Source organism: Amycolatopsis magusensis (genome assembly GCF_017875555.1).
GTDB classification, from domain to species: Bacteria; Actinomycetota; Actinomycetes; order Mycobacteriales; family Pseudonocardiaceae; genus Amycolatopsis; species Amycolatopsis magusensis.
In genome coordinates this window covers 6672448-6698395 of record NZ_JAGGMS010000001.1, presented here as the reverse complement: position 1 = coordinate 6698395, position 25948 = coordinate 6672448, and the positions used below count along the sequence as shown (strand labels likewise).

28 protein-coding genes are annotated in these 25948 nt (G+C 71.0%); 12 read left to right on the top strand and 16 right to left on the bottom strand.

The window, feature by feature from the left end; all coding sequences use genetic code 11:
- Positions 1–298: 298 nt before the first annotated feature.
- The 5 genes from JOM49_RS29705 to JOM49_RS29685 form a co-directional block, all read right to left on the bottom strand.
- A complete protein-coding gene (locus JOM49_RS29705) occupies positions 299–1057 on the bottom strand; it encodes a GAF and ANTAR domain-containing protein (RefSeq protein WP_209667489.1) in 759 nt (252 codons plus the stop codon).
- 118 nt (positions 1058–1175) lie between these two features.
- Complete coding sequence (locus JOM49_RS29700; RefSeq protein ID WP_209667488.1) at positions 1176–2675, bottom strand: SulP family inorganic anion transporter; 1500 nt, start codon at positions 2673–2675, stop codon at positions 1176–1178.
- Positions 2676–2805: 130 nt separating this feature from the next.
- On the bottom strand, positions 2806–3168 hold the full coding sequence (locus tag JOM49_RS29695) for a MerR family transcriptional regulator (RefSeq protein WP_209671746.1): 363 nt from the start codon (positions 3166–3168) through the stop codon (positions 2806–2808).
- 65 nt (positions 3169–3233) lie between these two features.
- A complete protein-coding gene (locus JOM49_RS29690) occupies positions 3234–4037 on the bottom strand; it encodes an AAC(3) family N-acetyltransferase (RefSeq protein ID WP_209667487.1) in 804 nt (267 codons plus the stop codon).
- A 240-nt stretch (positions 4038–4277) separates the two neighbouring features.
- Positions 4278–5204 (bottom strand): LysR family transcriptional regulator, encoded by a 927-nt coding sequence (locus tag JOM49_RS29685; RefSeq protein WP_209667486.1) that lies wholly within the window; start codon positions 5202–5204, stop codon positions 4278–4280.
- A gap of 110 nt (positions 5205–5314) precedes the next feature.
- On the opposite strand from JOM49_RS29685, the gene JOM49_RS29680 reads away from it, so the two are divergent.
- Genes JOM49_RS29680 through JOM49_RS44440 form a run of 7 tightly spaced genes read left to right on the top strand, consistent with a single transcriptional unit; the run spans position 5315 to position 11330 of the window.
- Positions 5315–5848 carry a flavin reductase family protein gene (locus JOM49_RS29680; protein ID WP_209667485.1) on the top strand — a complete coding sequence of 178 codons (534 nt, stop codon included), beginning with the start codon at positions 5315–5317 and terminating at the stop codon, positions 5846–5848.
- A gap of 27 nt (positions 5849–5875) precedes the next feature.
- Complete coding sequence (locus JOM49_RS29675; protein ID WP_209667484.1) at positions 5876–7099, top strand: acyl-CoA dehydrogenase family protein; 1224 nt, start codon at positions 5876–5878, stop codon at positions 7097–7099.
- A complete protein-coding gene (locus JOM49_RS29670; RefSeq protein WP_209667483.1) occupies positions 7096–7458 on the top strand; it encodes a hypothetical protein in 363 nt (120 codons plus the stop codon). The genes JOM49_RS29675 and JOM49_RS29670 overlap by 4 nt, the downstream gene beginning before the upstream one ends.
- Positions 7459–7460: 2 nt before the next feature.
- Entirely contained in the window at positions 7461–8192 is a 732-nt protein-coding gene (locus JOM49_RS29665) for an SDR family NAD(P)-dependent oxidoreductase (RefSeq protein WP_209667482.1), read from the top strand.
- Complete coding sequence (locus JOM49_RS29660) at positions 8189–9784, top strand: AMP-binding protein (protein WP_209667481.1); 1596 nt, start codon at positions 8189–8191, stop codon at positions 9782–9784. Before JOM49_RS29665 ends, JOM49_RS29660 begins: the two co-directional genes overlap by 4 nt.
- Entirely contained in the window at positions 9781–10938 is a 1158-nt protein-coding gene (locus JOM49_RS29655) for a thiolase family protein (protein ID WP_209667480.1), read from the top strand. The genes JOM49_RS29660 and JOM49_RS29655 overlap by 4 nt, the downstream gene beginning before the upstream one ends.
- Positions 10935–11330, top strand: coding sequence for a Zn-ribbon domain-containing OB-fold protein (locus JOM49_RS44440; protein WP_209667479.1), 396 nt, complete (start codon positions 10935–10937; stop codon positions 11328–11330). The genes JOM49_RS29655 and JOM49_RS44440 overlap by 4 nt, the downstream gene beginning before the upstream one ends.
- A 48-nt stretch (positions 11331–11378) precedes the next feature.
- On the opposite strand, the gene JOM49_RS29645 is transcribed toward JOM49_RS44440, so the two are convergent.
- Genes JOM49_RS29645 through JOM49_RS29630 form a run of 4 tightly spaced genes read right to left on the bottom strand, consistent with a single transcriptional unit; the run spans position 11379 to position 13848 of the window.
- On the bottom strand, positions 11379–12026 hold the full coding sequence (locus JOM49_RS29645) for a proteophosphoglycan 5 (RefSeq protein WP_209667478.1): 648 nt from the start codon (positions 12024–12026) through the stop codon (positions 11379–11381).
- Between the two features lie 21 nt (positions 12027–12047).
- On the bottom strand, positions 12048–13337 hold the full coding sequence (locus tag JOM49_RS29640) for an MFS transporter (RefSeq protein ID WP_209667477.1): 1290 nt from the start codon (positions 13335–13337) through the stop codon (positions 12048–12050).
- The gene (locus JOM49_RS29635; RefSeq protein ID WP_209667476.1) at positions 13334–13681 is read right to left on the bottom strand and encodes a VOC family protein; all 348 of its coding nucleotides are present in this window, start codon (positions 13679–13681) and stop codon (positions 13334–13336) included. The genes JOM49_RS29640 and JOM49_RS29635 overlap by 4 nt, the downstream gene beginning before the upstream one ends.
- Positions 13681–13848 (bottom strand): RH3 domain-containing protein, encoded by a 168-nt coding sequence (locus JOM49_RS29630; protein WP_209667475.1) that lies wholly within the window; start codon positions 13846–13848, stop codon positions 13681–13683. Before JOM49_RS29630 ends, JOM49_RS29635 begins: the two co-directional genes overlap by 1 nt.
- A gap of 101 nt (positions 13849–13949) precedes the next feature.
- On the opposite strand from JOM49_RS29630, the gene JOM49_RS29625 reads away from it, so the two are divergent.
- Entirely contained in the window at positions 13950–14225 is a 276-nt protein-coding gene (locus tag JOM49_RS29625; RefSeq protein WP_209667474.1) for a hypothetical protein, read from the top strand.
- On the opposite strand, the gene JOM49_RS29620 is transcribed toward JOM49_RS29625, so the two are convergent.
- The 4 genes from JOM49_RS29620 to JOM49_RS29605 are packed head-to-tail and all read right to left on the bottom strand — an operon-like array spanning position 14226 to position 18103.
- Positions 14226–14999 (bottom strand): crotonase/enoyl-CoA hydratase family protein, encoded by a 774-nt coding sequence (locus JOM49_RS29620; protein ID WP_308158920.1) that lies wholly within the window; start codon positions 14997–14999, stop codon positions 14226–14228.
- Complete coding sequence (locus JOM49_RS29615; RefSeq protein WP_308158919.1) at positions 14986–15807, bottom strand: SDR family NAD(P)-dependent oxidoreductase; 822 nt, start codon at positions 15805–15807, stop codon at positions 14986–14988. Before JOM49_RS29615 ends, JOM49_RS29620 begins: the two co-directional genes overlap by 14 nt.
- Positions 15791–17323, bottom strand: coding sequence for a class I adenylate-forming enzyme family protein (locus tag JOM49_RS29610; protein WP_209667473.1), 1533 nt, complete (start codon positions 17321–17323; stop codon positions 15791–15793). The genes JOM49_RS29615 and JOM49_RS29610 overlap by 17 nt, the downstream gene beginning before the upstream one ends.
- Before the next feature lie 21 nt (positions 17324–17344).
- The gene (locus tag JOM49_RS29605; RefSeq protein WP_209667472.1) at positions 17345–18103 is read right to left on the bottom strand and encodes a TetR/AcrR family transcriptional regulator; all 759 of its coding nucleotides are present in this window, start codon (positions 18101–18103) and stop codon (positions 17345–17347) included.
- A gap of 50 nt (positions 18104–18153) precedes the next feature.
- Between JOM49_RS29605 and JOM49_RS29600 the strand changes: the two genes are divergently transcribed.
- Genes JOM49_RS29600 through JOM49_RS29590 form a run of 3 tightly spaced genes read left to right on the top strand, consistent with a single transcriptional unit; the run spans position 18154 to position 20354 of the window.
- Entirely contained in the window at positions 18154–18507 is a 354-nt protein-coding gene (locus JOM49_RS29600; RefSeq protein WP_209667471.1) for a Zn-ribbon domain-containing OB-fold protein, read from the top strand.
- Positions 18504–19649 carry a thiolase family protein gene (locus JOM49_RS29595; protein ID WP_209667470.1) on the top strand — a complete coding sequence of 382 codons (1146 nt, stop codon included), beginning with the start codon at positions 18504–18506 and terminating at the stop codon, positions 19647–19649. The genes JOM49_RS29600 and JOM49_RS29595 overlap by 4 nt, the downstream gene beginning before the upstream one ends.
- Before the next feature lie 18 nt (positions 19650–19667).
- Positions 19668–20354, top strand: a complete 687-nt coding sequence (locus tag JOM49_RS29590) for a hypothetical protein (protein WP_209667469.1) — start codon at positions 19668–19670, stop codon at positions 20352–20354.
- A gap of 6 nt (positions 20355–20360) precedes the next feature.
- On the opposite strand, the gene JOM49_RS29585 is transcribed toward JOM49_RS29590, so the two are convergent.
- Genes JOM49_RS29585 through JOM49_RS29575 form a run of 3 tightly spaced genes read right to left on the bottom strand, consistent with a single transcriptional unit; the run spans position 20361 to position 24852 of the window.
- Entirely contained in the window at positions 20361–21665 is a 1305-nt protein-coding gene (locus JOM49_RS29585; RefSeq protein ID WP_209667468.1) for a lanthionine synthetase C family protein, read from the bottom strand.
- On the bottom strand, positions 21662–24682 hold the full coding sequence (locus JOM49_RS29580; protein ID WP_209667467.1) for a lantibiotic dehydratase: 3021 nt from the start codon (positions 24680–24682) through the stop codon (positions 21662–21664). The genes JOM49_RS29585 and JOM49_RS29580 overlap by 4 nt, the downstream gene beginning before the upstream one ends.
- Entirely contained in the window at positions 24676–24852 is a 177-nt protein-coding gene (locus tag JOM49_RS29575; protein WP_209667466.1) for a hypothetical protein, read from the bottom strand. Before JOM49_RS29575 ends, JOM49_RS29580 begins: the two co-directional genes overlap by 7 nt.
- 229 nt (positions 24853–25081) lie before the next feature.
- Here JOM49_RS29575 and JOM49_RS29570 point away from each other — a divergent pair, with 229 nt between their 5' ends.
- Entirely contained in the window at positions 25082–25918 is an 837-nt protein-coding gene (locus tag JOM49_RS29570) for a hypothetical protein (RefSeq protein ID WP_209667465.1), read from the top strand.
- The last annotated feature ends 30 nt before the right edge of the window (positions 25919–25948 follow it).

The window sequence follows — 25948 nt, the reverse complement described above, 5'->3', positions numbered from 1 at the left end:
TCCCCGCCGTGTTTTGGCTTTGTATCGGGATGGGAGAGGTGGGGATGGTGCTGGGGGCTTTTGGTGCCGGGCGCCGGTTCGGTGGGGATGCTGGCGTTCTTTGGTGGCTGGGCACCGGGTCGGTGGCTGGCGCCGGGTCGCTTCTAGGGGCCAGTTGGTGGCGCGATGATGCCGGGTCGATTCGAGGCCGGGCGCTTGGTGGGGATGGCGCGGGGTGGGTGCCGGTGGGGTGCGGGGGTGTCACGAATGTGGCTTTCGGGACGTTGGATGTCTCGAAAGCCACATTCGTGACAGTGGCTCAGGAGGGGGAGGGGCTGGTGGGGGCGCTGGTGAGGGTGGACAGGACCGAGGCGAACTTCCCGTTGTCCTGCGCGGTGACCAGTTGGGTGGCGATGTCGCGCAGCTTGGTGTTGTGCCGCTGCGAAATGGTGCGCAGGTGGTCGAAGGCGTCGTCGGTGCTGGTGTCGTGGTGGCGCATGAGCAGGCCCTGGGCCCGCCCGATGGTGGTGCGGTTGTCCAGCGCGGCTTCCAGGTGGGTGACCAGCGAACGGCAGTGGTGGTACGTGCTGACGTTGTCGAAGGTGCTCCCGGCGTGCAGGGTGAACAGCAGGATGAGGTCGTGGCTCGCCGAGTCGAACTGGGCCGGGGTGCGGGAGTACAGGCTGAAGGCGGCGCTGCGCGTGCGGTTCGCGGGCAGGGGCAGGGCGAGACAGCTGCGCAGTCCTGCTCGGCGGAGTAGCGCCGAGTAGGCGGGCCAGCGTTCGTCGACGCGGGTGTCGCCCAGGTAGCGCGGTTCGCGGTGGGCCAGGACCTCGCCGATCGGGCCGACGGCGACGGTGGGGCGGTGGCTGTTCTCCGTGACCGCGGCGGGCAGGTTGGTGGCCACGGGCTGCGGACCGTGCTCGGTGCGCACGGTGATGGCCGCGTGGTCGCAGCCCGGCACGGTGGTGACCACCCGATCGATGTAGCGGGAGAGCGCGGTGTCGAGATCGTCGTCGTCGACCAGTCTGCCGATCTCGGCCAGGTCTCTGGCCACTGCGCTCACTGGGTCCGACATGGTGCGCCTCCGTCCTGGTTCCCGTTCCACCCGAGCGTCCCATGGGCCGCCGCAGCGGCCGTGCCCGGCGGCGGCGTGGGCGAATGGCCCAAGCGCTGCGGCCATTGGGCGGAGACCCTCAGTGCGGGGTGAGGTTGCCGGACAGGCGGTCGTGCATGGTCGCGCTGTGGCCGTCCAGCCCGACGAGTTCGACTTCCTTCCCCCGCGCCGCGTACTTGCCGATGACCGCGTCCAGCGCGGCGACCGTCGAGGCGTCCCAGATCCGGGCGTCGGTCAGGTCGATGACGACCTGGTCCGGGTCACCGGCGTAGTCGAACCGGCCGACCAGGTCGTTGCTGGAGGCGAAGAACAGCTCACCGGTGACCGCGTAGACGACCTGCCCGCCGTCCGGGTCCACCGCCGAGGTGACGCCGACCAGGTGGGCCACCCGCCGGGCGAAGATGACCAGCGCGGTGAGCGAGCCGGCGACCACGCCGATGGCCAGGTTGTCCGTGGCCACCACCACGCCCACGGTCACCACCATGACGGTGATCTCCCCGGCGGGCATCCGCCGCAGCGTGGCCGGGGCGACGGAATGCCAGTCGAAGGTGCCGAACGCGACCAGCACCATCACCGCGACCAGCGCCGCCATCGGGATGTCGGAGACGACCGGCCCGAACACGATGCACAGCACCATCAGGAAGGCACCGGCGAGGAAGGTCGACAGGCGGGTGCGGGCGCCGGCGGTCTTGACGTTGATCATCGTCTGGCCGATCATCGCGCACCCGCCCATCCCGCCGAAGAAGCCGGTGACGATGTTCGCGACGCCCTGGCCGATGGATTCGCGGGTCTTGCTGGAGTGGGTGTCGGTGATGTCGTCGACCAGCTTCGCGGTCATCAGCGACTCCATCAGCCCGACCAGGGCGAAGGCGAACGCGTACGGCGCGATCAGCGTCAGCGTGCCGAGGGTGAACGGCACGTCGGGGATCCCGGGGACCGGCAGCGAGTCCGGCAGCACCCCCTTGTCACCCACGGTCGGGACCGCGATCCCGGCGGCGACGGTCAGCGCGGTGAGCGCGACGATGGACACCAGCGGCGCGGGAACCGCCTTGGTGAGCTTGGGGAACAGCACCATGAGCACCAGGCCACCGGCGAAGAGCGGGTAGACCGGCCACGGCACGTCGATCAGCTCGGGCACCTGGGCCAGGAAGATCAGGATGGCCAGCGCGTTGACGAAGCCGACCATGACGCTGCGGGGCACGAACCGCATCAGCTTGGCGATGCCCAGCGCGCCGAGCACCACCTGGATCAGGCCGCCGAGGATGACCGTGGCCAGCAGGTAACCCAGTCCGTGCTCACGGGCCAGCGGCGCCACCACGAGCGCGATCGCCCCGGTCGCCGCGGAGATCATCGCCGGGCGGCCGCCGACCACGGCGATCACCACCGCCATGGTGAACGAGGCGAACAGGCCGATGCTGGGGTCGACCCCGGCGATGATGGAGAACGAGATCGCCTCGGGGATCAGGGCCAGCGCGACCACGAGCCCGGCGAGGATCTCGGTGCGCGCGACCCGCGGGGACAACCAGGACGGCCTGGTCAGCCGCACCCGCGGACGCGGTGCGGTGGAAGAGGAAGGCACTCGGGTTACCTGTCGTGCTCGGGCGCCGGAAGGGGCGCGGAGGTTCGCAACTCTTCCCTTACGTTAGGGCAGAGTTCGGCGCCCGCCGACACCGCGTCCGGCAAGTGAGTCCCGGGTCACGATCACGTGTTCAGGCGACGACGTGGGTGCGCAGCAGCGCGGCGAACTCTTCGGCGATCCGCAGTTTGGCCCGCAGGTCCTCGCAGGCCTGCTCGGCGTTCGCGCTGTAGCGGGCCAGCCGCGCGGCCGGGTCGTCGATCGGCTGGTCGGCGGGCTGCGGGTCGAGGATGGCCAGCACCTCCCGCATTTCCTCCAGCTGGAAGCCCAGCGGTTTCATGCGCTTGATCAGGTCCAGCCGGGCGATGTCGGGCTCGGTGTAGAGGCGGAAACCGCCCTGGCTGCGGGCGCTGGGCACCACCAGGCCGACCTCTTCGTAGTAGCGGATCGTGCGCAGGGACAGCTGGGTGCGTTCCGCCACCTCGCCGATCTGCATCTGCTCGCCCACGCCGCGGTCCCTTCCGTCCGTATCGGACCACGGTACTGCCCGCGGGCGCGGGCTCACGCCGTGCGGTGGCGGCGCAGCCATCCCTCGGCGTAGGAGACGGCGGCCGCCAAGGGGAAGAGGCGGGTGCGGCTCGCGCCGACCGTGCCCTGGCGCACGAGTTCGGGATGTTCTCGTTCGAAGTCGGTGCCCAGTGCGTCGAAGTCGTCGCTGTCGATCCGGGTTTCGCGCAGGGTGATCCATTGGCGCCCCGCTTCGGTTTCAGCGGCGAAAGAGACCTCTTCGGACGGTCCGGGAACGCGGTACTCGGCGAGGTGGAAGCACGAGCAGTTGGCGAACGGCGCGCCGAGGAGCAGCACCTCCGCGCCGACGGCTTCGAGGCGCGCGAGCGGACTCCGCTCGCCCAGCCGGGAGTCGATCGCGTGGCCGTCGGTGATCTCCGCCGCCCGTGGCCCGAGCGCGGCGAACGAGGTCTGCGGATGGGCGCTGCGCAGCGTTCCCGGCCAGGTCCGGACCGTTTCCGCGATCGCGCCCATGAACCGCGACGGCGTGACGCGCGGATCGTAGGCGGGCATGGCTTCCCGGATCGGGGCCCACCAGTCGCGGGGCACCGGGGGCGCGGACCAGTGCGCGGGATCGGAGTTCTCGCCGGTCATCGTCGGCACCACGAGCGTGCCGTCCGGGCCGAGCACCTCGAGTAGCGCTTCCACCACGGCCACCGCGCCGCCCGCCACCCAGCCGAGCGAACTCAGCGAGGCGTGCACCAGCAGCGTGCGCCCGGCCCGCACGCCCGACGCCCGCAGATCGGCGACGACGGAATCGCGGGTGCACAACGGACCGGCCGGGGCTTCACTGGTCATGATCGAGACTTTACTGCCGGGCGGGTCGAGCGATTCGAGAGCTGAATGCTAGGAGTGGGGCATTACTTGCGTTGAATGCTGGGAATGCCCCACTCATAGCATTCGCCGTGGCCGGCTTGGAGCCTGAGTGTGGGACTCGGCTTCCTGAGTGTGGGGTTCGGCTGTCCGAATGTGGGGTTCGGCTGCGGGAACGTGGGGTTCGGCCGGAGGCGCGGTGAGGGTCCTTTGTGGACATGGCGGTCACGGTGTGGGCGGGTGGCGGCGGGCGGCGTGGGTGGCCAGTAGGTCGCCGAGCAGGCGGACCTTGGCGCTGCGGGTCGCTTGCCGGGTGATGACGCCGAGGCCGAGTGGCTCGACGTGGTCCGCGAGTTCGACCGACGTCACGGCTGAGCCGTCGGCGGTGACGTCGGTGCCCCAACGCTGGTTGAGGATGGCGAAACCGGCACCGCCCGCCACGAGCGCTCGTACCGTCTCGATGCTGGTCGCGGGCAGCTCGCGCGGAGCCGGCAGGCCGAGGTGCTCGAACAGCTGCCGCGTGCGCGTCGTGGTGAAGGAGGACAGGTCGTACGACACCATCGTCTGACCGGTGAGCTCGTGCAGGTGGACCCGCTCCCGCCGGGCGAACGGGCTGTCCGAAGCGAAGATGACGTACGGGCTCACGTCCGCCAGGTGCCGGAACACCAACTGGTCCGGCAACCGCTGGTCGTACACCAGGGCCAGGTCGAGTTCGGCGTCGGCCACGTGCTGGCGCAGCACGTCCATCGGCGCTTCTTCGATCGAGACCTCCAGCCGTGGCGCGCGCTCCTGGAGTTCACGCAGCAGCGCCGGGATGTAGAACGAGGTCAGCGGGACGAAGCAGCCGAGCCGCACCGAGCCGGTGACCTCCTCGGTCTCGGTCCTGCTCCACTCCTCGAGTTCGCGCGCGGCCCGCAGGATGGCGCGGGCCCGCTCGGCGATTTCGAGCCCGGCCGCCGTCGGGACGACGCCGCGGGATCGGTGGCGCACCAGCAACTCCACGCCGAGGTGGCGTTCGAGTTTGGCGAGCGCCACCGACAGGTTGGACTGCGTGGTGTGCAGCCGCGCGGCCGCGGTGGTCATGTTGCCGTCCTCGATCGCCGCGGCGAGGAACTCCAGTTGCGCGAACGACGTGCCTACTCGGGTGCCCACCACCAGAGTAAATCGCTTCGGTTCATGATGTTCAACTCTTCAATCTATTTGATCAATGATGCGGCGGCCGTGAAACTGGGCCCGACGTCGCCGCAGCGAAGGAGTGCACCGTGGTCGCCGAGCCCCTCCGGCTGGCGCTCTCGCCCTCGGCCAGCGACGAGCTGCGCCGCCGGTTCATCGCCGGGATGGGGCGCACCACGGGTGCGGTGACCATCGTGACCACCGAAGGCACCGCGGGCCGGTTCGGGCAGACCGTGACGGCGATGATGTCGGTCAGCGCGGATCCGCCCACCCTGGTGGTCAGCCTGTACCGCGCGGCGCCCGTCGCCGATGCCGTGCGCACCAACCAGTGCTTCGCCGTGAACGTGCTCGCGGTCGAGCACCTCGACGCCGCGCGGGCTTTCGCCGGGCAGGGCGGATCGTCGTCCCGCTACCGGTTCGGCGACGAATGGACGTCGTTGCGCACCGGCTCCCCGGTCCTGCCGACGGCGGCCGCGGCCTTCGACTGCCACGCCGAGCAGTTCCTGGTCGCCGGCTCGCACCTGCTCATCGTCGGCCGCGTGGTGGACGTCCGCGCCACCGACGCACACGGGCTCACCTACGCCAACCGCGCTTATGGGCGGCAGGAACCGCTCGTCCGCTGAAATCCCCCCGATCCGCAAGGAGCACCCATGAAGCAGTTGCTCACCGAGCGGCAGAAGCGCTTCGTCGCGCTGGCCGACTCACTGGTGGAGACCTTCCGCGACCGCGCGGCCGCGCACGACGCCGACAACACCTTCCCGTTCGACAACTACGAGGACCTGCGTGCCGCGGGCCTGCTGAAGCTGTCGATCCCGGAGGAACTGGGCGGGCTGGGCGCGACCCAGGCCGAGCTCATCCCGGTGCTGGAGCGGCTCGCGACCGGTGACGGCGCCACCGCGCTCGCGGTCAACATGCACATCACCCCGATGGGCCAGTGGTCGAGCGTGTGGCGGCGCACCGGCAACCCGCGACTGGAAGGCCTGCTGCGCGACGCGGCCGAAGGCAACCTGATCTGGGCGGCCGTGACCAGCGAATTCGGCTCGCCGAACCTGATGTCCGACGCACGCACCAAGGCCGAGCGCGTCGACGGCGGCTTCCGCATCACCGGGCGCAAGAACTTCGGCACCAACACCGCCGTCGCCACGCACGCGTCCACCACCGCGCGCTACGAGGACCCCGAGAAGGGCCCGACGCTGCTGTTGCTGCGCATCGAGCTCAAGGACCCGGACGTGGCCATCCACCCGACCTGGAACATGCTCGGGATGCGCGCCACGCAGAGCAACGACCTGGAGTTCTCCGGGTTGTTCGTGCCGGACGAGAACGTGGTGCACTCCTTCCCGGTCGGGCACCTCGACGCGACGGTGACCGAGACGGTGTTCGGCTGGTCGCAGCCCGCTTTCGGCGCGGTCTACGTGGGCATCGCCGTCGGCGCGCTGGACTGGGCCAAGCAGCAGGTCCGCCGCCGGGGCCTGGTCGAGGACGCCCGCGCCCAGGACGCCATCGCCGACGCCGAGATCCTCATCGAGTCGGCCAGGGCGCTGCTCTACCGCCACACCGCGCAGTTCGGCACCCCGCAGATGTACGAGGAGCTGGACCTGCAGGAGATCGTCGCGCAGAGCGCGCTGGTCAAGCACGTCTGCACGAAGAACGCCGTCGCCGTGTTCACCCGCCTGATCGACGTCGTCGGCGGTGCCGCCTACGCCCGGTCGCTGCCGTTCGAGCGCACCTGGCGCGATGTGCAGGCGGGGTTGTTCATGCCGGTCGCGGACTTCGCGGCCCACGAGCTCATCGCCGCCAGCTCCCTCGGGCTGACGCTGGCACCGGCACATGGCAGTCTGCGCGAGCAAGCCACCGCATCGAAGGAGAACGCATGAGCCAGCCGACCCCAGCCCCGTTGCGCGCCCTGATCTGCATCGGCGTCAGCCAGCACTTCTTCGCCGCCGAGCAGGCCGAACGCGCGGTCGTGTTCGAGGCGACGAAGGCGGCGTTCGCCGATCTCTCCGGCCGGTTCGGCGTCAAGGTGCTCGGCACGTTCGACGACGACACGATCCAGATCGGCCCGACCACCTCGTTCCCGTGGACCTGCTACCTGCTGCTGGAAGCACCCGACTACGAGACGGTCCGCGCCATCGTGAACCTGTTCCGCGAGACCCCGGCCGGTGAGTACCAGCTGTGGCGCTACTACAAGGTCGAGACCCGCCTGGGCCGCGCGCTGTTCTTCGGGGAGGACTGAGGATGGGCGCTCTCGTCGCGCTGGTCACCGGTGCCGCGCAGGGGCTGGGCGCCGCCATCGCGCGGCGGCTGCACGAGGACGGGTTCCGGGTCGCGCTCGGCGACCTGAACTCACCGGAGGCGGAACGGGTCGCGGCGGAACTCGACCCGGCGGGGGAGACCGCGCGGGCCTTCGGGCTGGACGTCGCCGACGCGGACTCGATCGAGGCGGCGTTCGCCCGGGTCACCGAGGTGTGGGGGCAGCCGGATGTGCTGGTCAACAACGCGGGGGTGACGGTCAAGCGGTCGCTGTGGGAGATCACCGTCGACGAATGGGACGCGGTGCTCGACACCAACCTGCGCAGCTACTTCGTGCTCAGCCGGCTGGCGGCGGCGGGGATGCGCGACCGCGGGTGGGGGCGCATCGTGAACGTCTCGTCGTTCGCGGGGCAGCAGGGCGGACTGGTCGCCGGCGCCCACTACGCCGCGTCGAAGGCGGGGATCCTGGTGCTGACCAAGATCTTCGCGCGTGAACTCGCGGGCGACGGCGTCACGGTCAACGCCATCACCCCGGCGGCCGTGCGCACCCCGGCCATGGACGACGACGAAGTCACCCGGCTCGGTGCGGGCATCCCGGTGGGCCGGGTCGGGCAGCCGCAGGAGATCGCGGCCGCGGTCGCCTACCTCGTCGGCCCGGACAGCGGTTATGTCACCGGCGCGACGCTGGACCTCAACGGCGGATTGTTCATGCGATGAGCGCGGGACGGCACCCCTGGCGGCGGTGGCCTGCGAGCCACCGCACGGTCCAGCACATCCTCACCGGCAACGCGGACGCCGCCGGGGGCAAGCTCGCGCTGACCGTGGGGGAGCAGCGGTTCACCGCGCGCGACCTCGTCGACCGGGCCGCGCGCACCGCCGCCACGCTTCGCGCGCACGGCGCCGGGCCGGGGGATCGCGTCGTGGTGGTCAGCCCGAACCGGGCGGAGCTGATCGACCTGTTCCACGGGTCGGCCTGGAACGGCAGCGTGCTGGTGCCGCTCAACCCCGAACTCCGCGGCGATCCCCTGCGTCACCAGCTCCGGCTGGCCGATCCGGCGATCGTGCTGGTCGACGCTTCGACGGCGGCACAGGTCGCCGCCGTGGCGCCCGCAGCCACCCGGCTGGTTTTCGACACCCCCGCCCTCGACGGGCCGCGCGATTCCGGTGTGGGACAGCAGGTGTGGGCGGACGCGGCGAGATTCGCCCTCGCACCGGAAGGCATCCCCGCCGAAGCCATCGGTCCGGAGACGACCGCAGCGGTCCTGTTCACCTCCGGCACCACGGGACCGGCCAAGGGCGTGGTGATGCCGCACGGCCAGTTCTGGTGGTGGTCGGTCATCGGGTGTGAACAACTCGCGCTCGACGCCGACGACGTGCTGTACACGGCACTCCCGTTGTTCCACACCAACGCGCTGACCACCCCGCTGCAGGCTTTCGCGGCCGGGGGCCGGGCGGTGATCGGGCCGCGGTTCTCGGTGTCGGCGTTCTGGACGCGGCTCGAACAGGCTCAGGCGACGACCACCTTCATCCTCGGCGCCATGAGCACCATGCTGTGGAACCGGCGGCCGGAAACCTTCGATCGCACGCGGACTTCGCGGCTGCGGCGCATCCTCGGCCCGGGGATCGCCCCGGCGATCAAGCGCGAGTTCGAGGACTTCTTCGGCGTGCACGTGGTCGAAGGCTTCGGCATGACCGAAATCGGCGTGCCGATCTACACTCCGCCGGGCGAGCGCACCTCGGGTGTCGCCGGGATCCCGCACCCCGACTTCGAGGTCGCCCTGCTCGGCCCCGGCGACGTCATCCTCGACGGACCGGCCACCGGCGAGCTGGCCGTCCGGCCGCGGCAGCCGTTCCAGATCGCCGACGGCTACCTCGGCAATCCCGAGGCCACGCTGGAAGCGCGCCGCAATCTCTGGTTCCACACCGGTGACCTGGTCGAGCGCGACGCGCGGGGGTACTACCGGTGGCGCGACCGCCTCAAGGATTCCATCCGCCGCCGCGGCGAGAACATCTCCAGCTACGAGATCGAGGCGGCCTTCCGCGTGCATCCTGCGGTGGCCGACGCGGCGGCGATCGCGGTGCCCAGCCCGCTCGGCGAAGACGAGGTGCTGGTGTGCCTGCACCTCGCCGACGGCGCCGAATTCGACCCGGCGGCACTGCTGGCCACGGCGTCGGAACACCTTCCCGCGTACGCACTTCCGAGTTATCTGCGGGTGGTGGACGCGTTCCCGCTCACCGCCAATGGCAAGGTCGCCAAGCAGGTGCTCCGCGAACAGGGCGTCACCGAGGACACCTGGGAGCGCGGATGACACCGGTGCGCGACACCCGGGGCGCGGTGATCGCCGGGTGGCACGAACTGCCGGTCACCAAACGGGTCGAGCGCCCGACGCGCGAACTCCTGGCCGACGCCATCTCCGGAGCCGTGCGGCACGCCGGGCTCACCGCGGCGGACATCGACGGCCTGGCGGTCGGCGGGTTCACCCTCGCGCCGGACCACGCCGTCGATCTGGCCGCACGCAACGGCTTGCGGGTGAACTGGCTGGCGCCGCAGGAACCCGGTGGCCCGGGCGCGGTCAACGCGCTGCTGCAGGCCGCTGCCGCGGTGCTGTCCGGTCAGGCGACCGCGGTCGTCTGCGCGGCCGCCGACACCACCGACACCGCCACTTTGGCGGAGGTGAACGCGAGCTTCTCCACCGGTTTCGCCGAATCGCTCGCCCCGATCGGCGCGGCGGCGGCCACTGTTGTCTTCGCGTTGCTCCAGCGCGAACACCAGGCCGTGACGGGCAGCACGGGGGAGGATTTCGGCCGGATCGCGGTCGCGCAGCGGCGCAATGGCGCGCGCAACGAACGCGCGCTGTTCCGCAAGCCGATCACGGTGGCGGACTACCTCGGTTCGATCCCGATCGTCGAGCCGTTGCACCTGCTGGACTGCGTCTTCCCGGGCTCGGGTGCGGCGGCTTTCGTGGTCACTGCCGAAGCGCTGGGCTCCCGGCAGGCGGTGCGAGTGGACGCGGGATTCACCGAGCACGCCGGCAACCGTCCACAGGAGCTCGACTTCGGCTGGGCGCGGCACGCGTCAGCGTTGTATGACGTCGCCGGTCGCGGGCCTGGTGACTTCTCCGTGCTGGAGTTCTACGACGACTTTCCGCTCATGGTGGCCGTGCAGCTAGAAGAACTCGGTTTCGCCACCCGGGGAGACCTGCGGGGCTTCCTCGCCGCCCACTCGCTGGACATCGGCGGGAACCTGCCGGTGAACACCGGTGGCGGCATGTTGAGCTGCGGTCAGGCCGGGGGCGCCGGAGGATATCTGCCCGTGGTCCAGGCGGCACGGCAACTGAGCGGGCAAGCCGGGCCGACGCAGGTGCCCGGCGCGAGGGCCGCGCTGGTGACCGGCCTCGGCATGGTCGACCAGGACGGCCCGCAGTCGATCGGCGCCGCCGTGCTCTCGGCGGGTGCGCGATGAGCCCCGCTTACCCACGCCGCTCGGGGGACGACATCCTGTTCCCGCGCTGCACGGACTGCGGCCGATGGCGCTGGCCGGACGGCGAAATCTGCCGAACGTGCGGCAGTGACAAGCTTGTGGCAACGCCATGGTCGGGTACCGCGGTGCTCCTGGCGGAGGTGCGCGTACACCGGGGCGTGCCCGCACCTTTCCTCGCTGACGGCCCCTACGACCTGATCGCCCTGGACCTGGGCGGCCTGCGATTCCTCACCCGCTGGGCCTCCCGCCCGGCGACGCCCATCCGGGGACAGGCCTGCACCCTGCGCTGGGGCGAAATCCACGGCACCCCATGGCCGCTGGCCCACGCACAGACCACATTCGTGACATCGCCCCGCCGGCGAGTGCTGCCGTGAACGCTATGAGTGGGGCATTACTTGCATTCGATGCAAGTAATGCCCCACTCATAGCATTGGCACGAGGGCTGGGGGAGCGGGTCGGCGCTTGAAGGCGCGTGCTGCTTCGGCTCCGGCGGCCAGGTCGGCGGTGGTGCTGGGGCCGAAGACGGCGGCCAGGTGGTCCGTGGTCAGGTCCGGGCCTGCGGCGGCGAGGGCGAGGATGGCGTCCTGCGGTGGGGTGAAGGCACCTTCGGAACGGCCGCTGACGAACTCGGTGACCGAGTCCAGGAAGCTCGCGTTGTCCAGGGCGGGCAGGCCTACCGAGTCGAAGCCGTCCTGCAGGTCGTACGAAGCGCGTCGCCAGGAACCCTCGAAGCCGTAGACGAAGCCGACCCATTCGCCTGCTGGGGGCAGGTGTTCGCCCCACCAGGCGGGGGCGTCGGCGAGCAGATCGGTTTCGTCTTCCCCGAAGTACTCCGCCGCGTCCCGGAAGTAGGTGTCGGAGTACTCGTGGTCGTTCCCCTGCAGCACGGCCCGGCCGTCCTCGAACAGGACCAGGTCGCACCAGTTGCCACCGCCGTCGTCGTAGTGCCACACCCGGCCGTCCGCCCGGCAGCCGTCGCCGTAGCCGATGGCGGCCATCACCGCGGCGTAGGCCGCCCAGCGCGGGCGGAGTTCTTCGGGCGACGGCAGCTCGAGCGAGACCAAAGGCATGGGGCACAGGGTAACCGTCCCTCAACGCGGCTCCCGGGCTCGGTTCGCCGCGCCCGCGGCCGCCACCAGTGCGACCGCGAACAGCACGTACGAAGCGAACAATCCACCGCTCTGGCCCGCCGAACTCAAGGTGCCGCCGACAGCGCGGCCCAGCAGTTGCCCGATGCATTCGGCCGTGATGACCGCGGTGGCCAGTTCCGCGGCGCTGAACCCACTCGAGCCCGCGGTGGTCGCGCTGAGGTACAGCCCCGGATACGCGAGTCCGACGCCGATTCCGCCTACCGCCCACGCGACGAGCACCACGGCGAACGAGCCGCCGGAGACGAGTTCGACCGCCAGCACCGCCGTGCCGAGGGCGGTCAGGGCCAGGCCGACCGTGGGGAAGTGCCGCTTCGAGCGTGCCGCGGCGAACAGGCTCGTGATCGCCCACCCCAGCGGCGCGGCGCTCAGCACGAGAGCGGCCTGTCCCAGGCTCATCCCGAACCCGCTCGTCAGCAACACGGTGATCAGGCTGTCCGCGCCGAAGTAGCCGACCGCGAACAGGACCATCGCCCCGAGCGCGGCGGGCGTGCCGCGACGCAGGCGCGCGGTGCCCGGCGGCAGGATCGAGACCATCCCGGTCACGGTGAGCGCCGCGCCGAGGATCGCGAGCGGCCACCACCCCGTGCTCAATACGACCCCCGCGGCACCCAGCGGTACCAGCAACGTCCGGGCCAGCGGCCGTGGCGCCGCCTCGGGAGGCGGGCCGTCGCGGACGGCGCGCACCACCAGCGACCGTCCGAAGAGGACGAACGGCACCGGCACCAGCAGGGTCCACCGCCAGCCCACCAGGTGCTCCAGCCCGAGCGTCGCGGCCGGGCCGGCCAGCGCGGGCACGATCCACATCGCCGACGACGCCGCGACCACCCGGATGCGCAGCCGGTCGCCGAGGTGCTGGATCGCGGAACTGATGCCGAACACCGCGAGCAGCCCGCTCGCCAGCCCGCCGGCGAACTGCCCCAGCGCGAACACCCACGCCACCTGCGCGGAAGCGGCCAGCGCGAGCCCGCCCAGGTAGGCGAGCATCCCGGCGGCCAGCGTGCCGCGCGGGCCCAGGCGGTGCAGAACCCGGCTCGCCAGCGGGAGGGCGACGAACAACCCCAGCGTGGACCCGGCGATCAGCAGGCCGAGCTGGTCCCTCGCGTCCAGGTCATCGGCGACGGTCGGCAGCAGCGTGGAAGCGACGAACCCGGTGACCGCCGCGGCGAACTCGAGCGCGACGATCCCGACCGCGAGGACCAGCGGCTTCCGCGTGAGCTGACCGCCACTCACGTATAGAGGTCCCGGTCGTAGAGGTTGATCTGCACCCACACGCCGTCCGGGTCCTGGACGCGCAGCGAGTGGCCGAAGGCTTCGTCGGTCACCGGCCCCGGCTCGAACCCCGCTGTGCGCAGGCGCGCCGACACGGTTTCCAAGGGCTCGTCGGCCGCGAAGGCCAGTTCGCACCGGCCCGCGTCCTCGGCGGACGCGCGGTGCACGCCCAGCACACCGCCCTCGGCGGGCATCTCGATCCAGCCGCCCGGCCGGGACACCGGCCCCACTCGCAGGCCGAGTGCCTCGTAGAACCGGGTCAGGGCCGTGACATCCGAGCTGTAGCGGATCGGCAGCACGCGCATCAGGAACGCTCCTCCTCGGCCGGGTGGCTCTTCCGCAGGTACTCCTCGAGCGCCCGCTCGACGATCGACGAGAGCGAGGCGTCCGCGTCGACCGACGCGTGTTTCACCCGACGGATGAGGTCGGGCGGCAGGTAGACGCTGAATTGCCGTTTGGCGGTCGGAGCCATGCGGGCATGCTAGCAAATGAGCTTGCTAGCATGCCCGCTCGCGGTGACTGACGCCCGTCCGGCGCTCGCGGACCGTCGCGTGCTGCTCCTAGGGTCGGGGGATGACCACGAGGAGAACCGCCCGGATCTGCACCGCGTTCGCGCTCGCCTCGGCCGTGGTGCTGGGAGGTGGCGTCGCCGCGGCGGCGGACACCTACACCAGGGTCTTCACCGGCTCCGGTTACAGCGATTGGGGATTCGCGCTCGACTACGCCAGGGGACAGGCGTACCAGAAGGCCCTCGCCGACGGCTTCGTCTACGAGCAGTGCGTGGAGACCGGGAAGGTGGTCCTGATGTTCGAGGCCCACGTCACCTGGCAGTGCACCCGCGAGGCCTGATCAGCGGCCTTTCCACACCGCGGCCCGCTTTTCGGCGAACGCCCGCAGTCCTTCCTGCAGGTCTTCGGAGGCCAGCACGGGCGCGGCGTACGCGCGCTGGTTCTCCCAGGCTTCCTGGTCGTCCCAGTCGTAGGCGTGCCGGACGATCTGCTTGCTGGCCCGGACCGCCAGTGGCGCGGCGGCGAGCACGGCTTCGGCCAGTTCCAGTGCGCCGGTGAGCGCCTGCCCGGGTTCGGTCAGCCTGTTGACCAGCCCGAGTTCGGCGAACCGGGTGGCGGGCCAGGGCTGTCCGGTGAGCGCCAGTTCCATGGCCAGGTGGTACGGGATCCGCTTCGGTAGCCGGAACAGGCCACCGCCGACCGCCACCAGTGACTTGGCGGCCTCCGGCAGGCCCAATTTCGCCGTGCGCGAGGAAACGATGAGGTCGCAGGCCAGGCACAGTTCCAGGCCGCCGGCCAGTGCGTGCCCCTCGACCGCGGCGATGATCGGCTTGTCCGGAGGCTGGGCCAGGATGCCGAACCCGCCGCGGCGCGCGGTCCGGCCCAGGTCGCCCTGCGCGGCGGCGATGAGGTCCTGCCCGGCGGAGAACACGAGGTCCGAGCCGGTGAGGATCGCGCAGCGGAGCCGGTCGTCGGCTTCGTAGGCGTCGATCGCCGCTTCGAGCGCGTGCGCGGTGGCGCCGTCGAAGGCGTTGCGCCGGTGTGGCCGGTCGATCCGGATGACCACCACGTGGTCACCGTGCCGCTCGACGAGGATGGGCTCACTGGCTGACACTGAAGCCTCCGTTCACCGGGTAGGTCTGGCCCGTGATCCAGCTGCCCGCCGGGGACGCCAGCAGCGTCACCACCGCGGCCGCGTCGCTGGGCCTGCCGACGCGGCGGATGAGGTAGTTCGACAGCACCTTGCGCGTCAGTTCCGGATTGCCGGTGACGGCGGCGAGGGTGGGGGTGTCGGTGAGCCCGATCGCCACGCAGTTGGCGGTGACCTGGTGCCGCCCCAGGCTGCGGGCCAGCGCCCGCATCAACCCGGCCGCACCGGCCTTGGCTGCGGAATAGGCCTCCATACCCGCCTCGCCGACCCGCCCGGCGTCGCTGATCACCGTGACCAGCCTGCCGTGTCCACTGTGGACCATGCCGGGGAGCACGGCGCGGCAGCACGCCAGCACCCCGTGCAGGTTCACCGCCAGGAACGGTTCCCAGTCGGCCGGTTCGCTCTCCCAGAACGGCCCCCGCCTGCCCGCCCGCGGCTCGGCCCCGGCGTTGCCCGCGTTGTTGACCAGGATGGAGACCGGCCCCAGCTCGCCGCTCACCCGCTCGACCGCGGACCGGACCGCGGGGTAGTCGGTGACATCGGCGGGCACGGCGATCGCGGTGCCGCCGTCTTCGCGGATCTGCCCGGCGACGGACTCGGCGCGCTCGGCGCGGTAGTCGTTGACGGCCACCGCGGCGCCCTGGGCCGCCAGGTAACGCGCGATCGTCGCTCCCACGCCCTGGCCCGCGCCGGTCACCAGCGCCACCTGGCCGCTCAGGTCCAGCAACTGCGCCAGTGAGGCTTCGGTGCTCGCTTCAGACACTGCGGTCACGCCCTTTCCAGAAGGGGGCGCGGAGCCGGCGCTTCAGCACCTTGCCCATCGGGTTGCGGGGTAGTTCGTCGACGAAGGCGAACCGGCGTGGCCGCTTGTAGGCGGCGAGCCGGCTGTCCAAATAGGTCACCAGCTCGGCTTCCGCCGGGGTGGCGGCCGGATCGGTGACCACGAACGCCATGGGCTGCTCGCCGAAGTCGTCCTGCGGGATGCCGATCACCGCGGCGTCGAGCACCGCGGGGTGCCCGAGCAGCGCCTTCTCGATCTCGGCCGGGTAGATGTTGACGCCACCGGCGACGATCAGGTCCGTGACGCGGTCGGTGAGGTAGAGGAAGCCGTCCTCGTCCAGGTGCCCCACGTCGCCGGTGCGGTAGAAGCCGTCGCGGATGGTGTCTTCGCCGAGTTCGTCGCGTCCGAGGTAACCACGCAGCACCACCGGGGTGTCGACCGCGATCTCGCCGGTGCGCCCCGGCGGCAGGCGGTTCCAGTCCTCGTCGACGATGGCGATTTCCACGCCGTCATAGGGAATCCCGCTCGTTCCCGGCTTGGTCAGCTGGTAGCGCGGTGGGGTGTGGGTGATCATCCCGGCTTCGCTGGCTCCGTAGCTCTCCCACAGCAAATCGTCCCCGAGGTGATCGGCGATCCACTGCTTCAGCGACTGCGGAACGGGCGCCGCGCCCACGGTGACGGCGGTGAGCGAGGACAGGTCGTAGGCCCGGAGCACCCGCTCGGGCAGGTTCCGGACGCGCAGCAGCATGGTCGGCACGGCGGGCCAGACCTGCACCCGGTGCCGGTCGATCAGCCGGAGCGCCTCCTCGGCGTCGTAGGGGCTCAGCACGACCACCGTGCCGCCGACGGCACAGGTGCGGGTCGCCACCGCGCTGCCGGCGCCGTGGTGCACCGGCAGGGTCAGCAGGGTGACCGCGCGGTCGGGGTAGGGCGGGACGCCGGCGACCGACGCGTTGTACCGCCGCAGGCGATCGGGATCCCGTACCGCGGCGGGATCCGGTGGGGGAACTCCCCGGGGCGCGCCCGTGGTCCCGGAGGTGTAGAGCACCAGCGCCGGGCGGAGGCGACCGAACCGGGGCGCGCCCGCCGGAGTCTGCAGTAGATCCTCGTAGCGCACGCCGTCCGCCTGCCCGACCGTGATCAGAATGCCCACGTCGTGCCGGGACCACGCCGAGGGGTCGGGGTCGTTGCAGGCCAGCCCCTTCGCCTGACTGTCGCCGAGGATGTACGCGGCTTCGTCGGCGGTCAGCTTCCCGTTCACCGCCACCTGCGCCACCCCGAGCTTCTGCAACGCCCGCTGGAGCACGAACCACTCCAGGCACAGGCTGAACCGCATCCCCAGCCGGTCACCCGCACGCAGGCCGAGCGCGGCCAGCCCCTCGGCGACGCGGTCGGCCCGAGCGTTCCACTCCCCGTAGGTCAGCACCTGGTCGCCGTGGATCGCCGCCGGGGCGTCCGGTCGTTCCCGCGCCCAGAACTCCGGGGTCCCGCTCCTGGGTGCTGTCACCGAGTCCTCCGGGAGGTCCGGTCAGGCGACGCCGAGGGTGTCGCGCAGGAATCGCGCGGTCGTCCGGCGCGCCGCGTCCAGATCGACCCCGCCGGGGTCCACTGTGTACTGCGCCGAGATGCCGCGCAGCAGGCCGACCACGACGGTCGCGGTACCCGCCGGATCCGCCCCGGGATCGAGGTTCCCGTTGAGCTGGCCGAGGCGCACCAGCTCTTCCACACTGCGGCGGAACCGGGCGTCGTTGGCCGCGAACACCAGGCGCAGCGCGGTTTCTTCGGGGAAGGATGCCCCCCACATGACGAGGAACGCCCGGACGGCGTCCGAGCCGCCGCCGATGGTGGCCAGGTAGGCGTCGGCCAGCGCCACCAGCGCCCGCAGCTCGACGCCCCCGAAGTCGCCCAGGTCCTTCAGCAGCGCGGACGGCGGCCGGGCATCCAGCCGGTCCACCAGATCCTGGGTGATCCCGGGCTGTTCCCCGGTCTCGACGCCGATGCCGAACCGTTCGGCCAGCTCGCGCAGTTCTTCGCCGCCGGTGTCGCCCAGGCTGGTCACGAACTCGGCCTGTGACCGCCGGGCGAGCCGTTCGACCAGTTCCGCGCGCGAACCGAAGTGGTGGTTGGCCAGGCCGCGGCTGTACCCGGCTTCCTCGCCGATGTCGGCCATCGAGGTCTGCTCGACGCCCCGGCGGCTGAACAGCCGGACGGCGGCGGCCAGCATCGAGCGTTCGGCCCGCGACCGCCGTTCCTCCTGGGTGCGCTGCTTCCCCGCACTGGACGCCATGGGCCCACCGTACTAACTTACTAAGCAGTTAACAAGTAAGTGGGGTTCCGATGCGTACAGCCGCCCACCCCGGCCTCTACGATCCGGAGGCCGAATACCCGACCCTGACCGGCACCCGGTGCGCCCGGTGCGAGCGGGTCTACTTCCCGCCGCTGGCCATCGGCTGCGAAGCCTGCGGTGCCCCGGAAGAACAACTGCGCCCCTGCCCGGTCGCCGCCCGCGGAAGGATTCACGCCTTCGCGCGGGTGCACCGCGAAACCCCGTTCACCATCGCCGAGATCCAGCTCGACGACGGCCCGCTCATCCGCGCCCTTCTCGACGTGCCCGACCCGCGGATCGGTGACCTGGTCCACGCGGTCTGGAGCGCGGACGACGGTGAGGTCGAGCCGGTGTTCCGCGCATGACCGCCACCCTCGCGCGGCTCCGGCCGGTGCACGTGGTCGGCGTCGGACTCCACCCGTACCAGCGTCCCGGCGACACCCCGTACACCCGGCTCGGCGTGCACGCCGTCCGCGCCGCGCTCAGCGACGCCGGGCTGGCGTGGAACCAGGTCCAGGCCGCCTATACGGGCACCGCGACCACCAGCATGGGCCTGTCCCGGCTGATGTTCCGGCACCTGGGCGCCACCGGCATCCCCCTGGCGCAGGTCGAGAACGCCTCAGCCTCGGGTTCCACGGCCTTCCGCCAGGCCTGTATCGAGGTCGCCGCGGGGCTGGCCGACGTGGCGATCGCCGTCGGGGTCGACAAACCGCTGAAGTTCTCGTCGCCGCAGAAAGCCGCCGGGCTGCACGACCTCGCTGACGGCCGCGTCGTCCCGGCCACCCACTTCGCGTTGCTGGCCTCCCGGTATGCGCACGACCACGGCGTCACCCCCGAGCAGATCGCGGCGGTCGCGGTGAAGAACAGCCGCAACGGCGCGCTCAACCCGAACGCCCAGCGGCGCAAGCCACGCACCCTGGACGAAGTGCTCGCGCCACCGCGGATCAGCGGCATGCTCACCCGGCTGCAATGTTGTCCCATCGGCGAAGGTGCCGCGGCCGCGATCGTCGCCTCCGACGACGCCATCGCCCGCTTCGGGCTGGACCGGCACCGCGCGGTGACCGTGCTGTCCTCGGCCTCCCGCTCGGAAACCGTGTACGACGGCGAAAACTTCGACGCCGCGCTCACCCGCGAAACCACCGCCGAAGCCATCACCGAAGCCGGGATCACCGTCGACGAGGTGGACGTCGTCGAACTCCACGACGCGTTCACCGTCGAAGAACTGCTCTACGTCGAAGCCATGGGGTTGTGCGCACCCGGCCGTGCCGCGTACGCACTGGAATCGGGCGAGTTCGACATCGGCGGCCGTGTCGCCGTCAGCGCCTCCGGCGGGCTGCTGTCCATGGGGCATCCCATCGGACCCACCGGCGTCGGCCAGATCGCCGAGATCACCACGCAACTGCGCGGTGAAGCCGGAGACCGCCAGCACCCGCACGCGCGGACCGGGCTCGCGCACCTGGTCGGCGTGGGCGCGGTCTGCCTCGTTCACGTCCTGCGCCGGGCCTGAACGCTATAGCCTGCCGGCGTGGCCCTCATCGACGCTCTGCTGCACGCGCTGCCCCTCCGCGATCTTCGCGGTGACGTCGCGACCAAGCATTCGGCGAAGGGCGGTGCGACCGCGCTGGTGGACCTGGAGCCCGCCGCGGAGTTCGAGGCCGTCGACGCGATCGGCGAGCGGATTCGGGCGGACGCGCGAGACTACCCCGAGCTGGTGCCGCTGTGCTTCACCAACATCGTGCTCGGGGTCCAGGCCGAGTTCGAGGAGCGCTTCGGCACCCCGGCCCCGCCGATCCGGGTGGTGGTGCGTGAAGTGCTGCCGCACATCATCGAGACCAACGAGGCGAACAACCGGGCGGCGGGCCGCAAAGCCGTGCAGGCCGGGCTCAGGCGGCTGGTGGTGCCGGGGGCCGAGTGCCTGATGCCCGCGGTCGCGATCCGGTGGTATGACGACGACCCGCAGCCCGGCCTGGTCGAAGTGGCGCTCACCGACCGGCACGGCACGGTCCACCGGCTGATCGGGAAGACCCCGTACTTCGAAGCGGACCACGAACTGGAACCCTCGGCGCCGTACCCGTTCGTCGCGGGCGTGCCCGGCACGGTCGTCGAGATCGACGGCGACACGGCCGTCGTCAAGTCCCTGAACCACCTCGACGACCAGAAGGAGGACTTCCAGCGGATCGACGTCCGGCTCGGCACGCTCCTGCCGTACTGAGAACGCTCAGCCGATCAGCAGCGGCGCGTCCCACCCGGTGACCGGGGGTTCGCCGGTGGCGTGGGTGTGCAGGGCGAGCGCGATGCCCGCCGTGCCCTCCAGGAAGCCGGGGCGGTCGAGGGGCCGGACCGAGCCGGGGTAGTCGTAGCGGAACCCGAACGGCGCCTCCGGGTCGTAGGCCTTCTCCAGCTGTGCCGCGAGTTCGTCCGCGGTTTCGGCGTAGTACTCGTCGCCGGTGCCGAACGACATCCGCGAAGCGATCTGCAGCAGCCCCGCCCAGCCGTGGCAGAGCCCGAAGTCCCGGATCGGGCTGTCCCCGGCGAAGGCGATGTCGAACGCCCCTCGCAACGCCCTGTGCGCGGTCTCGCACCACTCTTCGTCGCCCAGCGCGGTCCCGGCGAGGAACAACGCGCGTCCGATCCCGGCGGCGCCGTAGCACCACACCTCGCGGTACCGGCCCGACGGCGACGGCCCGTCCAGGGTGACCGAGTACGGCCAGAACGGGCCTGACTCGTCGTCGAGCCGCCATTTCCGCATCAGCGACAGGATCCGCAGCATGGCCTCGTCGTGCCGGGCCACCGTCACCCCGGCCTGGCGGGCGAGTGCGAGCAAGGCCAGCGGACCGGTCACGCCGTGCGCCATGCCGAAGTTGAGGTGCCCGCTGTCTTCGTCGGTGATGCCCGCCGTGTCGTGGTGGTTCCACCACGCGGGCACGCGCTGCCCCTGGATCTCCACGTCGTCGGCGACCGCGATGTCCACCAGCGTCGCGAGCACCTCCTCCAAGGCGTTCAGCACCAGCGGGTTCCCGGTCGACCGGTGGCGGGCCAGCAGGTGCCTGCCCACACCGGCGATCCCGGAGGTCACGTCGTAGCCCGACCACCCGCCGATCGGCAGACCGTCGGCGATCCTCGCGCGGTCGCGGGCGGCGAGCGCCCGGCATTCCCGGCTGACCGCCTCGTCGAGCTGGGCGAGCATCCCTTGGTACCCACCGGCTTCCTCCGCCGCCGCGTGCGCCGCGAAGGCCACCGCCGCGATGCCACCGAACAGTCCGCCACCCGCGGGCGGGGCTGTCGAGGCGAGTGCGGCCCGCAGATGGGCGTGGACCTGCTCACGCAGTCCGGGATCGTCCACGCTGAGCTCGGCGTACAGCAGGGCCAAGGCGGGGTGGCCGTCGGACAACCCCGCCGGGCTCCACAACGTGGCGTCCCGGGTGTCCATCCGCAGGGCGTTGCCCGGAGCGTCCGTCGTCGCCACCACCCGCGCCGGGTCGGCGAGCCGCTCGGCCAGTTCGGTCACGAGGTACGTGGTCATCGGCGCTCCTGTCGTTCGCGGTCCCGCCGGGCCTGCACGATCCCGCGGGCGATGGCGTAGGCCTCCCGTTCCGCGTCGAGGCCGGTGCCGCTGAGGCGGTTGTGGTGCACGTGGAGCATCGAGGCGAACGCTTCCGGCGCTGCTTCGGTGCCACGGACGAGGCGTGCGTAGTCCTGGAGCAGCGGCGCACGCCGCTCCCAGCTGTCCAGCAGTTCCCGGCTCAGGTGTTTCCGGTCGGGATCGAGCAGCCGCAGGGCGTCGCGACGGCACCGCTGGAACGCTTGGTGGTGCTCGTCTTTCGGGTAGGTGGTGAGCAGCCAGTCCTGCCACCCGTCGTCGCCGCACAGCGCTCGCGCCAGTTCGAGGTGATTGGCGGCGACCAGGAGTTCCATCGGCAGGTCGAGCTTTCCCTCTTGCCGCAGGGATAGTTGCTCCAGGACGCACTGAGAGTCCGCGTGAAACGCGCGTTCGGCGGCCTCGATGGCGCTCGGACCGCCGTAGCGGGTGATTTCCGGCTGGTAGGTGCCGGTCGCGAGGTCGGCGATCAGGCCTGCCTCGATCAGCTCGTCCGCCCACCGGTGCACGATGGGCAGCAGTTCGCCGTTGAGCGCCGCCTGAGCACCGTGGAAGCGAATACGGAGGTGGTGCCCCGGGTCGGCGTAACGCAGGAAGAACCACTTGTCGCTGAACGGCTGCGCCTGCGTCACCAGCGCGGGCAGGTGTCGGCTGAGCAGTTCGGCATGCCTGCCCCGGTCGGCATAAACCTTGAGATACAGCCATTCCCCACCAGGCGGGTACGAGCGGCCGACGAACGGACGAGGGGCGGTCTTGGTCCGGGTGGGTCCCGCCCGGATCGGCATCACCGGGACGACCACCTCGGCCGCGTGCCCGTCGGCCCAGCCGGAGCCGAACTCACCGCCGGCGGGTTCCTCGCGCAGCACCAGTTCCGGGTGCTTCCGGAGGTCCGCGCGCAACAGTTCCAGGGCGGTGGGGGAGTTCAGGTCGAGCTGGATCCGGCGCTCGCCTTCGGTGGTGGCGTGCACGACGCGCGGCACGTCCCACTCGGCTCGCCATTTTTCGAAGCGCCGCAACCATTCGCCGTGTCCGACGTCCTCGCGCAGCCGCGGATCGGGCAGCCAGCGTGCCGGGCTGAGCACCGTGCGGCCGTGACGGATCCGGGGCAGGTAGGGGAGATCCGCGGCGGCGCCCCAGTGCCACAGCGGCCAGGGTGGGGTGTGGCTCTCGCCGATTTCGAGCAGCAGGCGCACCGCGTTCGGCACGGCGAGCTTCGGGTTGAGCGAATGGAACACCAGAGGCGCGATCTCCTGCCCGTCCCGCAGCGACACCACGGCGAACCGGTCGAAGTACGCGGTGATCCCGAGATCGTCGAGACCCAGCTCGGCCGGGCGCTCGGCGAACGCGCCGAGCACCACCGCTTCGCCGGTCAACCTGGGCACCTGCGTCACGTTGACCATGCGCGGGTGCAGTGGCGGCGTGAGCAGTTGCATCGGGGTCGCCTCACCGACGAGGTCCGCGGCCACCGCGCCGACCTTGTCCCGCAGTTCGGGGACCAGCGGCAGGAACCGGCCGAACAACGCGCCGACCCGGGTGAAGTTGACGTCACCACCGCCGATGAGCCGGAATTGCCCACGCCGCAGGGCATCCTGGGAATCGGCGAGGAGCTGGACGCACAGTTCCGCGTACGAGCCCCGGTCGCCGGGGGTGTCCTGGCGGGCGAGTCGCTCGATGGTTTCCTGGTCCAGCAGCACTTCGCGGCCGCCCCGAGTTGCCAGCTCGAGCAAGGTGGCGTCCCGTTCGGACTCGCCGGGGCGTTCGGTGCCGCTCGACCGGTTCCCCGGCGGTAGGAGGTACCCGGCGGGCGGGCCGATACCGCGTTCCGGGTCGAGTACGTCTTTGATGCCGACTACCGTGCCGATGCCGTACCGCTCGATGAAGTCCCGGCGGTAGGACGCGAGCGGATCGGCCGGCGCCAGCCGTGGCGGGGCCACCCGCCAGGCGACTTCGGCGGCCGAAGCCAGTTCGTCCGCGACGGCGGCGGGCAGCACGAAATCGGCGTCCATACCGAGGTCGACCTGCAGGAGCTGCGCCTGGTCATGGATGGCGCGCATGGTGGCGGTCACCGCGCGCAGCGCTTCGTGGCCCTGGCCGACCGGGGTGGCGGCGTACCGGGCGAGTTCGTCGCGGACCTTCGCCAGCTCGGGTGCGGGACCGCCGCGAGCGAGCACGTGCGCGATCGGGTCCTCGGTGGTCGCGGGCGGGCGCAGGTCGGTGACCAGGAATTCCGCGGCCACCAGCTGGGTGACCAGGTTGGCGAGCACTTCCTCGCCCGCCTGCGGGAACTCGGCGCCGAGCCGCGCGAGCAGGGCGGGGAAGGCGATCGGCGGGTGGGCGGCCTCGAGTGCGGCGCCCACCGGGCGGGTGTGCCGGATGGTGCGCTCGCGGTCGTCCGGACCGCGAACGCCGCTTTCCTCGGGGACCAGGGGGAGCACCAGCCGGTCGCCCCGGGAGAAGCACAGGTCGTTGCGGACCACCCGGAGCCGGGGGAGCACCGCCGGATCGGTCTCGCGGAGGCGGAGCACTTCCGCCAGCCAGCTCCGGTCGACGCGCACGTGCCTGCGGTGCCCGGTGCCGACGCGGATCTTCGGCTGGTCCCCGAAACCGGCCGCGGCCACCCCGGCGAGCAAGCCGAACGGGGTCGGCCGCTGCGTCATCCTGGCGAGGTAGCGGTTGAGCGACAGGGCCGCGCGGCGCTGCCTGGCCGGATCGGTGAGCGCGCCGGAGCTGATCTTGTCCAAGGTGGCGGCGAGCGACGGGCTGGAAACCTCGACCGCTTCACGGAAGTGGGGATCGGCCCAGAGGTCGCTGGAGAACGAGTCGCCGGGCGAGCGCGCCGACAACCGCACGATCGCGAAGTCGAGCGCCCGGAAGCGGGTTGGCGACAGGCCCGAGCGAACCGACGGCTCGCCCGGGCCTGCCCACGTCTGTCGGCTCAGCACGATCCGGAATGGGTGCAGGCGACCGACGTGCACGGGGAGGTGCAGGTGTTCAGCGCGGCGACGTCGTGCCGGGGGTGGTCCGCCAGTCTGACGGCGCCACCGCCGAAGTGCTCGGCCCAGCCGGCCCCGGCCACCCCCTCGATCTTGAGGTCGAGATCGAATTCGCCCATGGTCTTCACTCCTTCACCTCGGCTTACGGCTTTGGTGGCTGCAGATCACACCCCGGTAACGCTGGTTCGTCAACGCTTTACAGCCACGCTTGAAGCGGTTGCGAAACCCTGATTCGTTCGGTATTTCGCGGGCAGTGACACCGTCAGTGGAGCGGCGTCATCCGATGGGGTCGCCGCTATGCCTCGAAAGCGACGGCTTCCCCGGTTGAACATCGATTAACCTGGGCCGATGCGTCGAACAGTGCTCGCGCTGGCCGGTGTCGCGGTGCTGCTGGTCGCCGGTGCGTCCGGCTACCTCGTCGTCGACCGGATCACCCAGCCGTCCGACGAGGTTCCGGTGGCGGTGACGAGTTCGCCAGCAGCCGAACCACCGTCGCCCGAACCGCCGCCGAAGACCCAGACCGAGGAGCCCGCGACCGTCAGCGTGTGGCGATCCCGGACCGAAGACGCCTGGGCCCAGGTCACCGACGTGACGCCGGACCGGCTCGGGCCCGTGGTCACGAACCCGAACGACCGGTCGATCCACGGGTCCACCGGGTGCAGTGGGTCGTATGAGGCGGTGCAGGCGGTCTCCGGGCGCGATGCCCGCGATGCCGAAGTGACCGTCCAAGTGGTTCCCTTGTCGTTTCAGGAGATCACGGTCACCGACCTGCGTGTCCGGTTCCTCACCGCCGTACCCGGCATAGAGCCGCCGAACTACCTGTACCAATGCACCAACCCGCACGGCGTCGACGGTCCGTCGGATTTCGAGGTACGCGCCGACGGCCTGCACGACAAGGTGATGAGCGCGAAGGGCCAGAGGAGGGTCGAGCTGCCCGATACGGTCACCGCTCAGCGGATGGAGGTGTGGAGCAAAGTGGTCTTCGTCGAAGTGCTCGGGGAAGCCTACGAATGGCAGATCGAGGTCGACTACCTCAACAACGGCAAGTCCTACACCGCGGTGCGGAAGGCGGACACGAAGAACGTCCCGCTCATCACCGAACCCACCATGCGGGACGACGACTTCGACAAGGCCTTCGTCTGGTGCCACGAAGAAAAGGCATTCCGCGAGGGCATCAAGTGCTGACCAGGATGCGTCTCGAGCTCCGAAACAGGG

Bases quoted from the DNA above. Each gene is read 5' to 3' on its own strand.
- JOM49_RS29705 (WP_209667489.1), bottom strand. From the start codon at position 1,057: ATGTCGGACCCAGTGAGCGCAGTGGCCAGAGACCTGGCCGAGATCGGC.
- JOM49_RS29695 (WP_209671746.1), bottom strand. From the start codon at position 3,168: ATGCAGATCGGCGAGGTGGCGGAACGCACCCAGCTGTCCCTGCGCACG.
- JOM49_RS29690 (WP_209667487.1), bottom strand. From the start codon at position 4,037: ATGACCAGTGAAGCCCCGGCCGGTCCGTTGTGCACCCGCGATTCCGTC.
- JOM49_RS29675 (WP_209667484.1), top strand. From the start codon at position 5,876: ATGAAGCAGTTGCTCACCGAGCGGCAGAAGCGCTTCGTCGCGCTGGCC.
- JOM49_RS29670 (WP_209667483.1), top strand. From the start codon at position 7,096: ATGAGCCAGCCGACCCCAGCCCCGTTGCGCGCCCTGATCTGCATCGGC.
- JOM49_RS29665 (WP_209667482.1), top strand. From the start codon at position 7,461: ATGGGCGCTCTCGTCGCGCTGGTCACCGGTGCCGCGCAGGGGCTGGGC.
- JOM49_RS29660 (WP_209667481.1), top strand. From the start codon at position 8,189: ATGAGCGCGGGACGGCACCCCTGGCGGCGGTGGCCTGCGAGCCACCGC.
- JOM49_RS29655 (WP_209667480.1), top strand. From the start codon at position 9,781: ATGACACCGGTGCGCGACACCCGGGGCGCGGTGATCGCCGGGTGGCAC.
- JOM49_RS44440 (WP_209667479.1), top strand. From the start codon at position 10,935: ATGAGCCCCGCTTACCCACGCCGCTCGGGGGACGACATCCTGTTCCCG.
- JOM49_RS29645 (WP_209667478.1), bottom strand. From the start codon at position 12,026: ATGCCTTTGGTCTCGCTCGAGCTGCCGTCGCCCGAAGAACTCCGCCCG.
- JOM49_RS29635 (WP_209667476.1), bottom strand. From the start codon at position 13,681: ATGCGCGTGCTGCCGATCCGCTACAGCTCGGATGTCACGGCCCTGACC.
- JOM49_RS29630 (WP_209667475.1), bottom strand. From the start codon at position 13,848: ATGGCTCCGACCGCCAAACGGCAATTCAGCGTCTACCTGCCGCCCGAC.
- JOM49_RS29625 (WP_209667474.1), top strand. From the start codon at position 13,950: ATGACCACGAGGAGAACCGCCCGGATCTGCACCGCGTTCGCGCTCGCC.
- JOM49_RS29605 (WP_209667472.1), bottom strand. From the start codon at position 18,103: ATGGCGTCCAGTGCGGGGAAGCAGCGCACCCAGGAGGAACGGCGGTCG.
- JOM49_RS29600 (WP_209667471.1), top strand. From the start codon at position 18,154: ATGCGTACAGCCGCCCACCCCGGCCTCTACGATCCGGAGGCCGAATAC.
- JOM49_RS29595 (WP_209667470.1), top strand. From the start codon at position 18,504: ATGACCGCCACCCTCGCGCGGCTCCGGCCGGTGCACGTGGTCGGCGTC.
- JOM49_RS29585 (WP_209667468.1), bottom strand. From the start codon at position 21,665: ATGACCACGTACCTCGTGACCGAACTGGCCGAGCGGCTCGCCGACCCG.
- JOM49_RS29575 (WP_209667466.1), bottom strand. From the start codon at position 24,852: ATGGGCGAATTCGATCTCGACCTCAAGATCGAGGGGGTGGCCGGGGCC.
- JOM49_RS29570 (WP_209667465.1), top strand. From the start codon at position 25,082: ATGCGTCGAACAGTGCTCGCGCTGGCCGGTGTCGCGGTGCTGCTGGTC.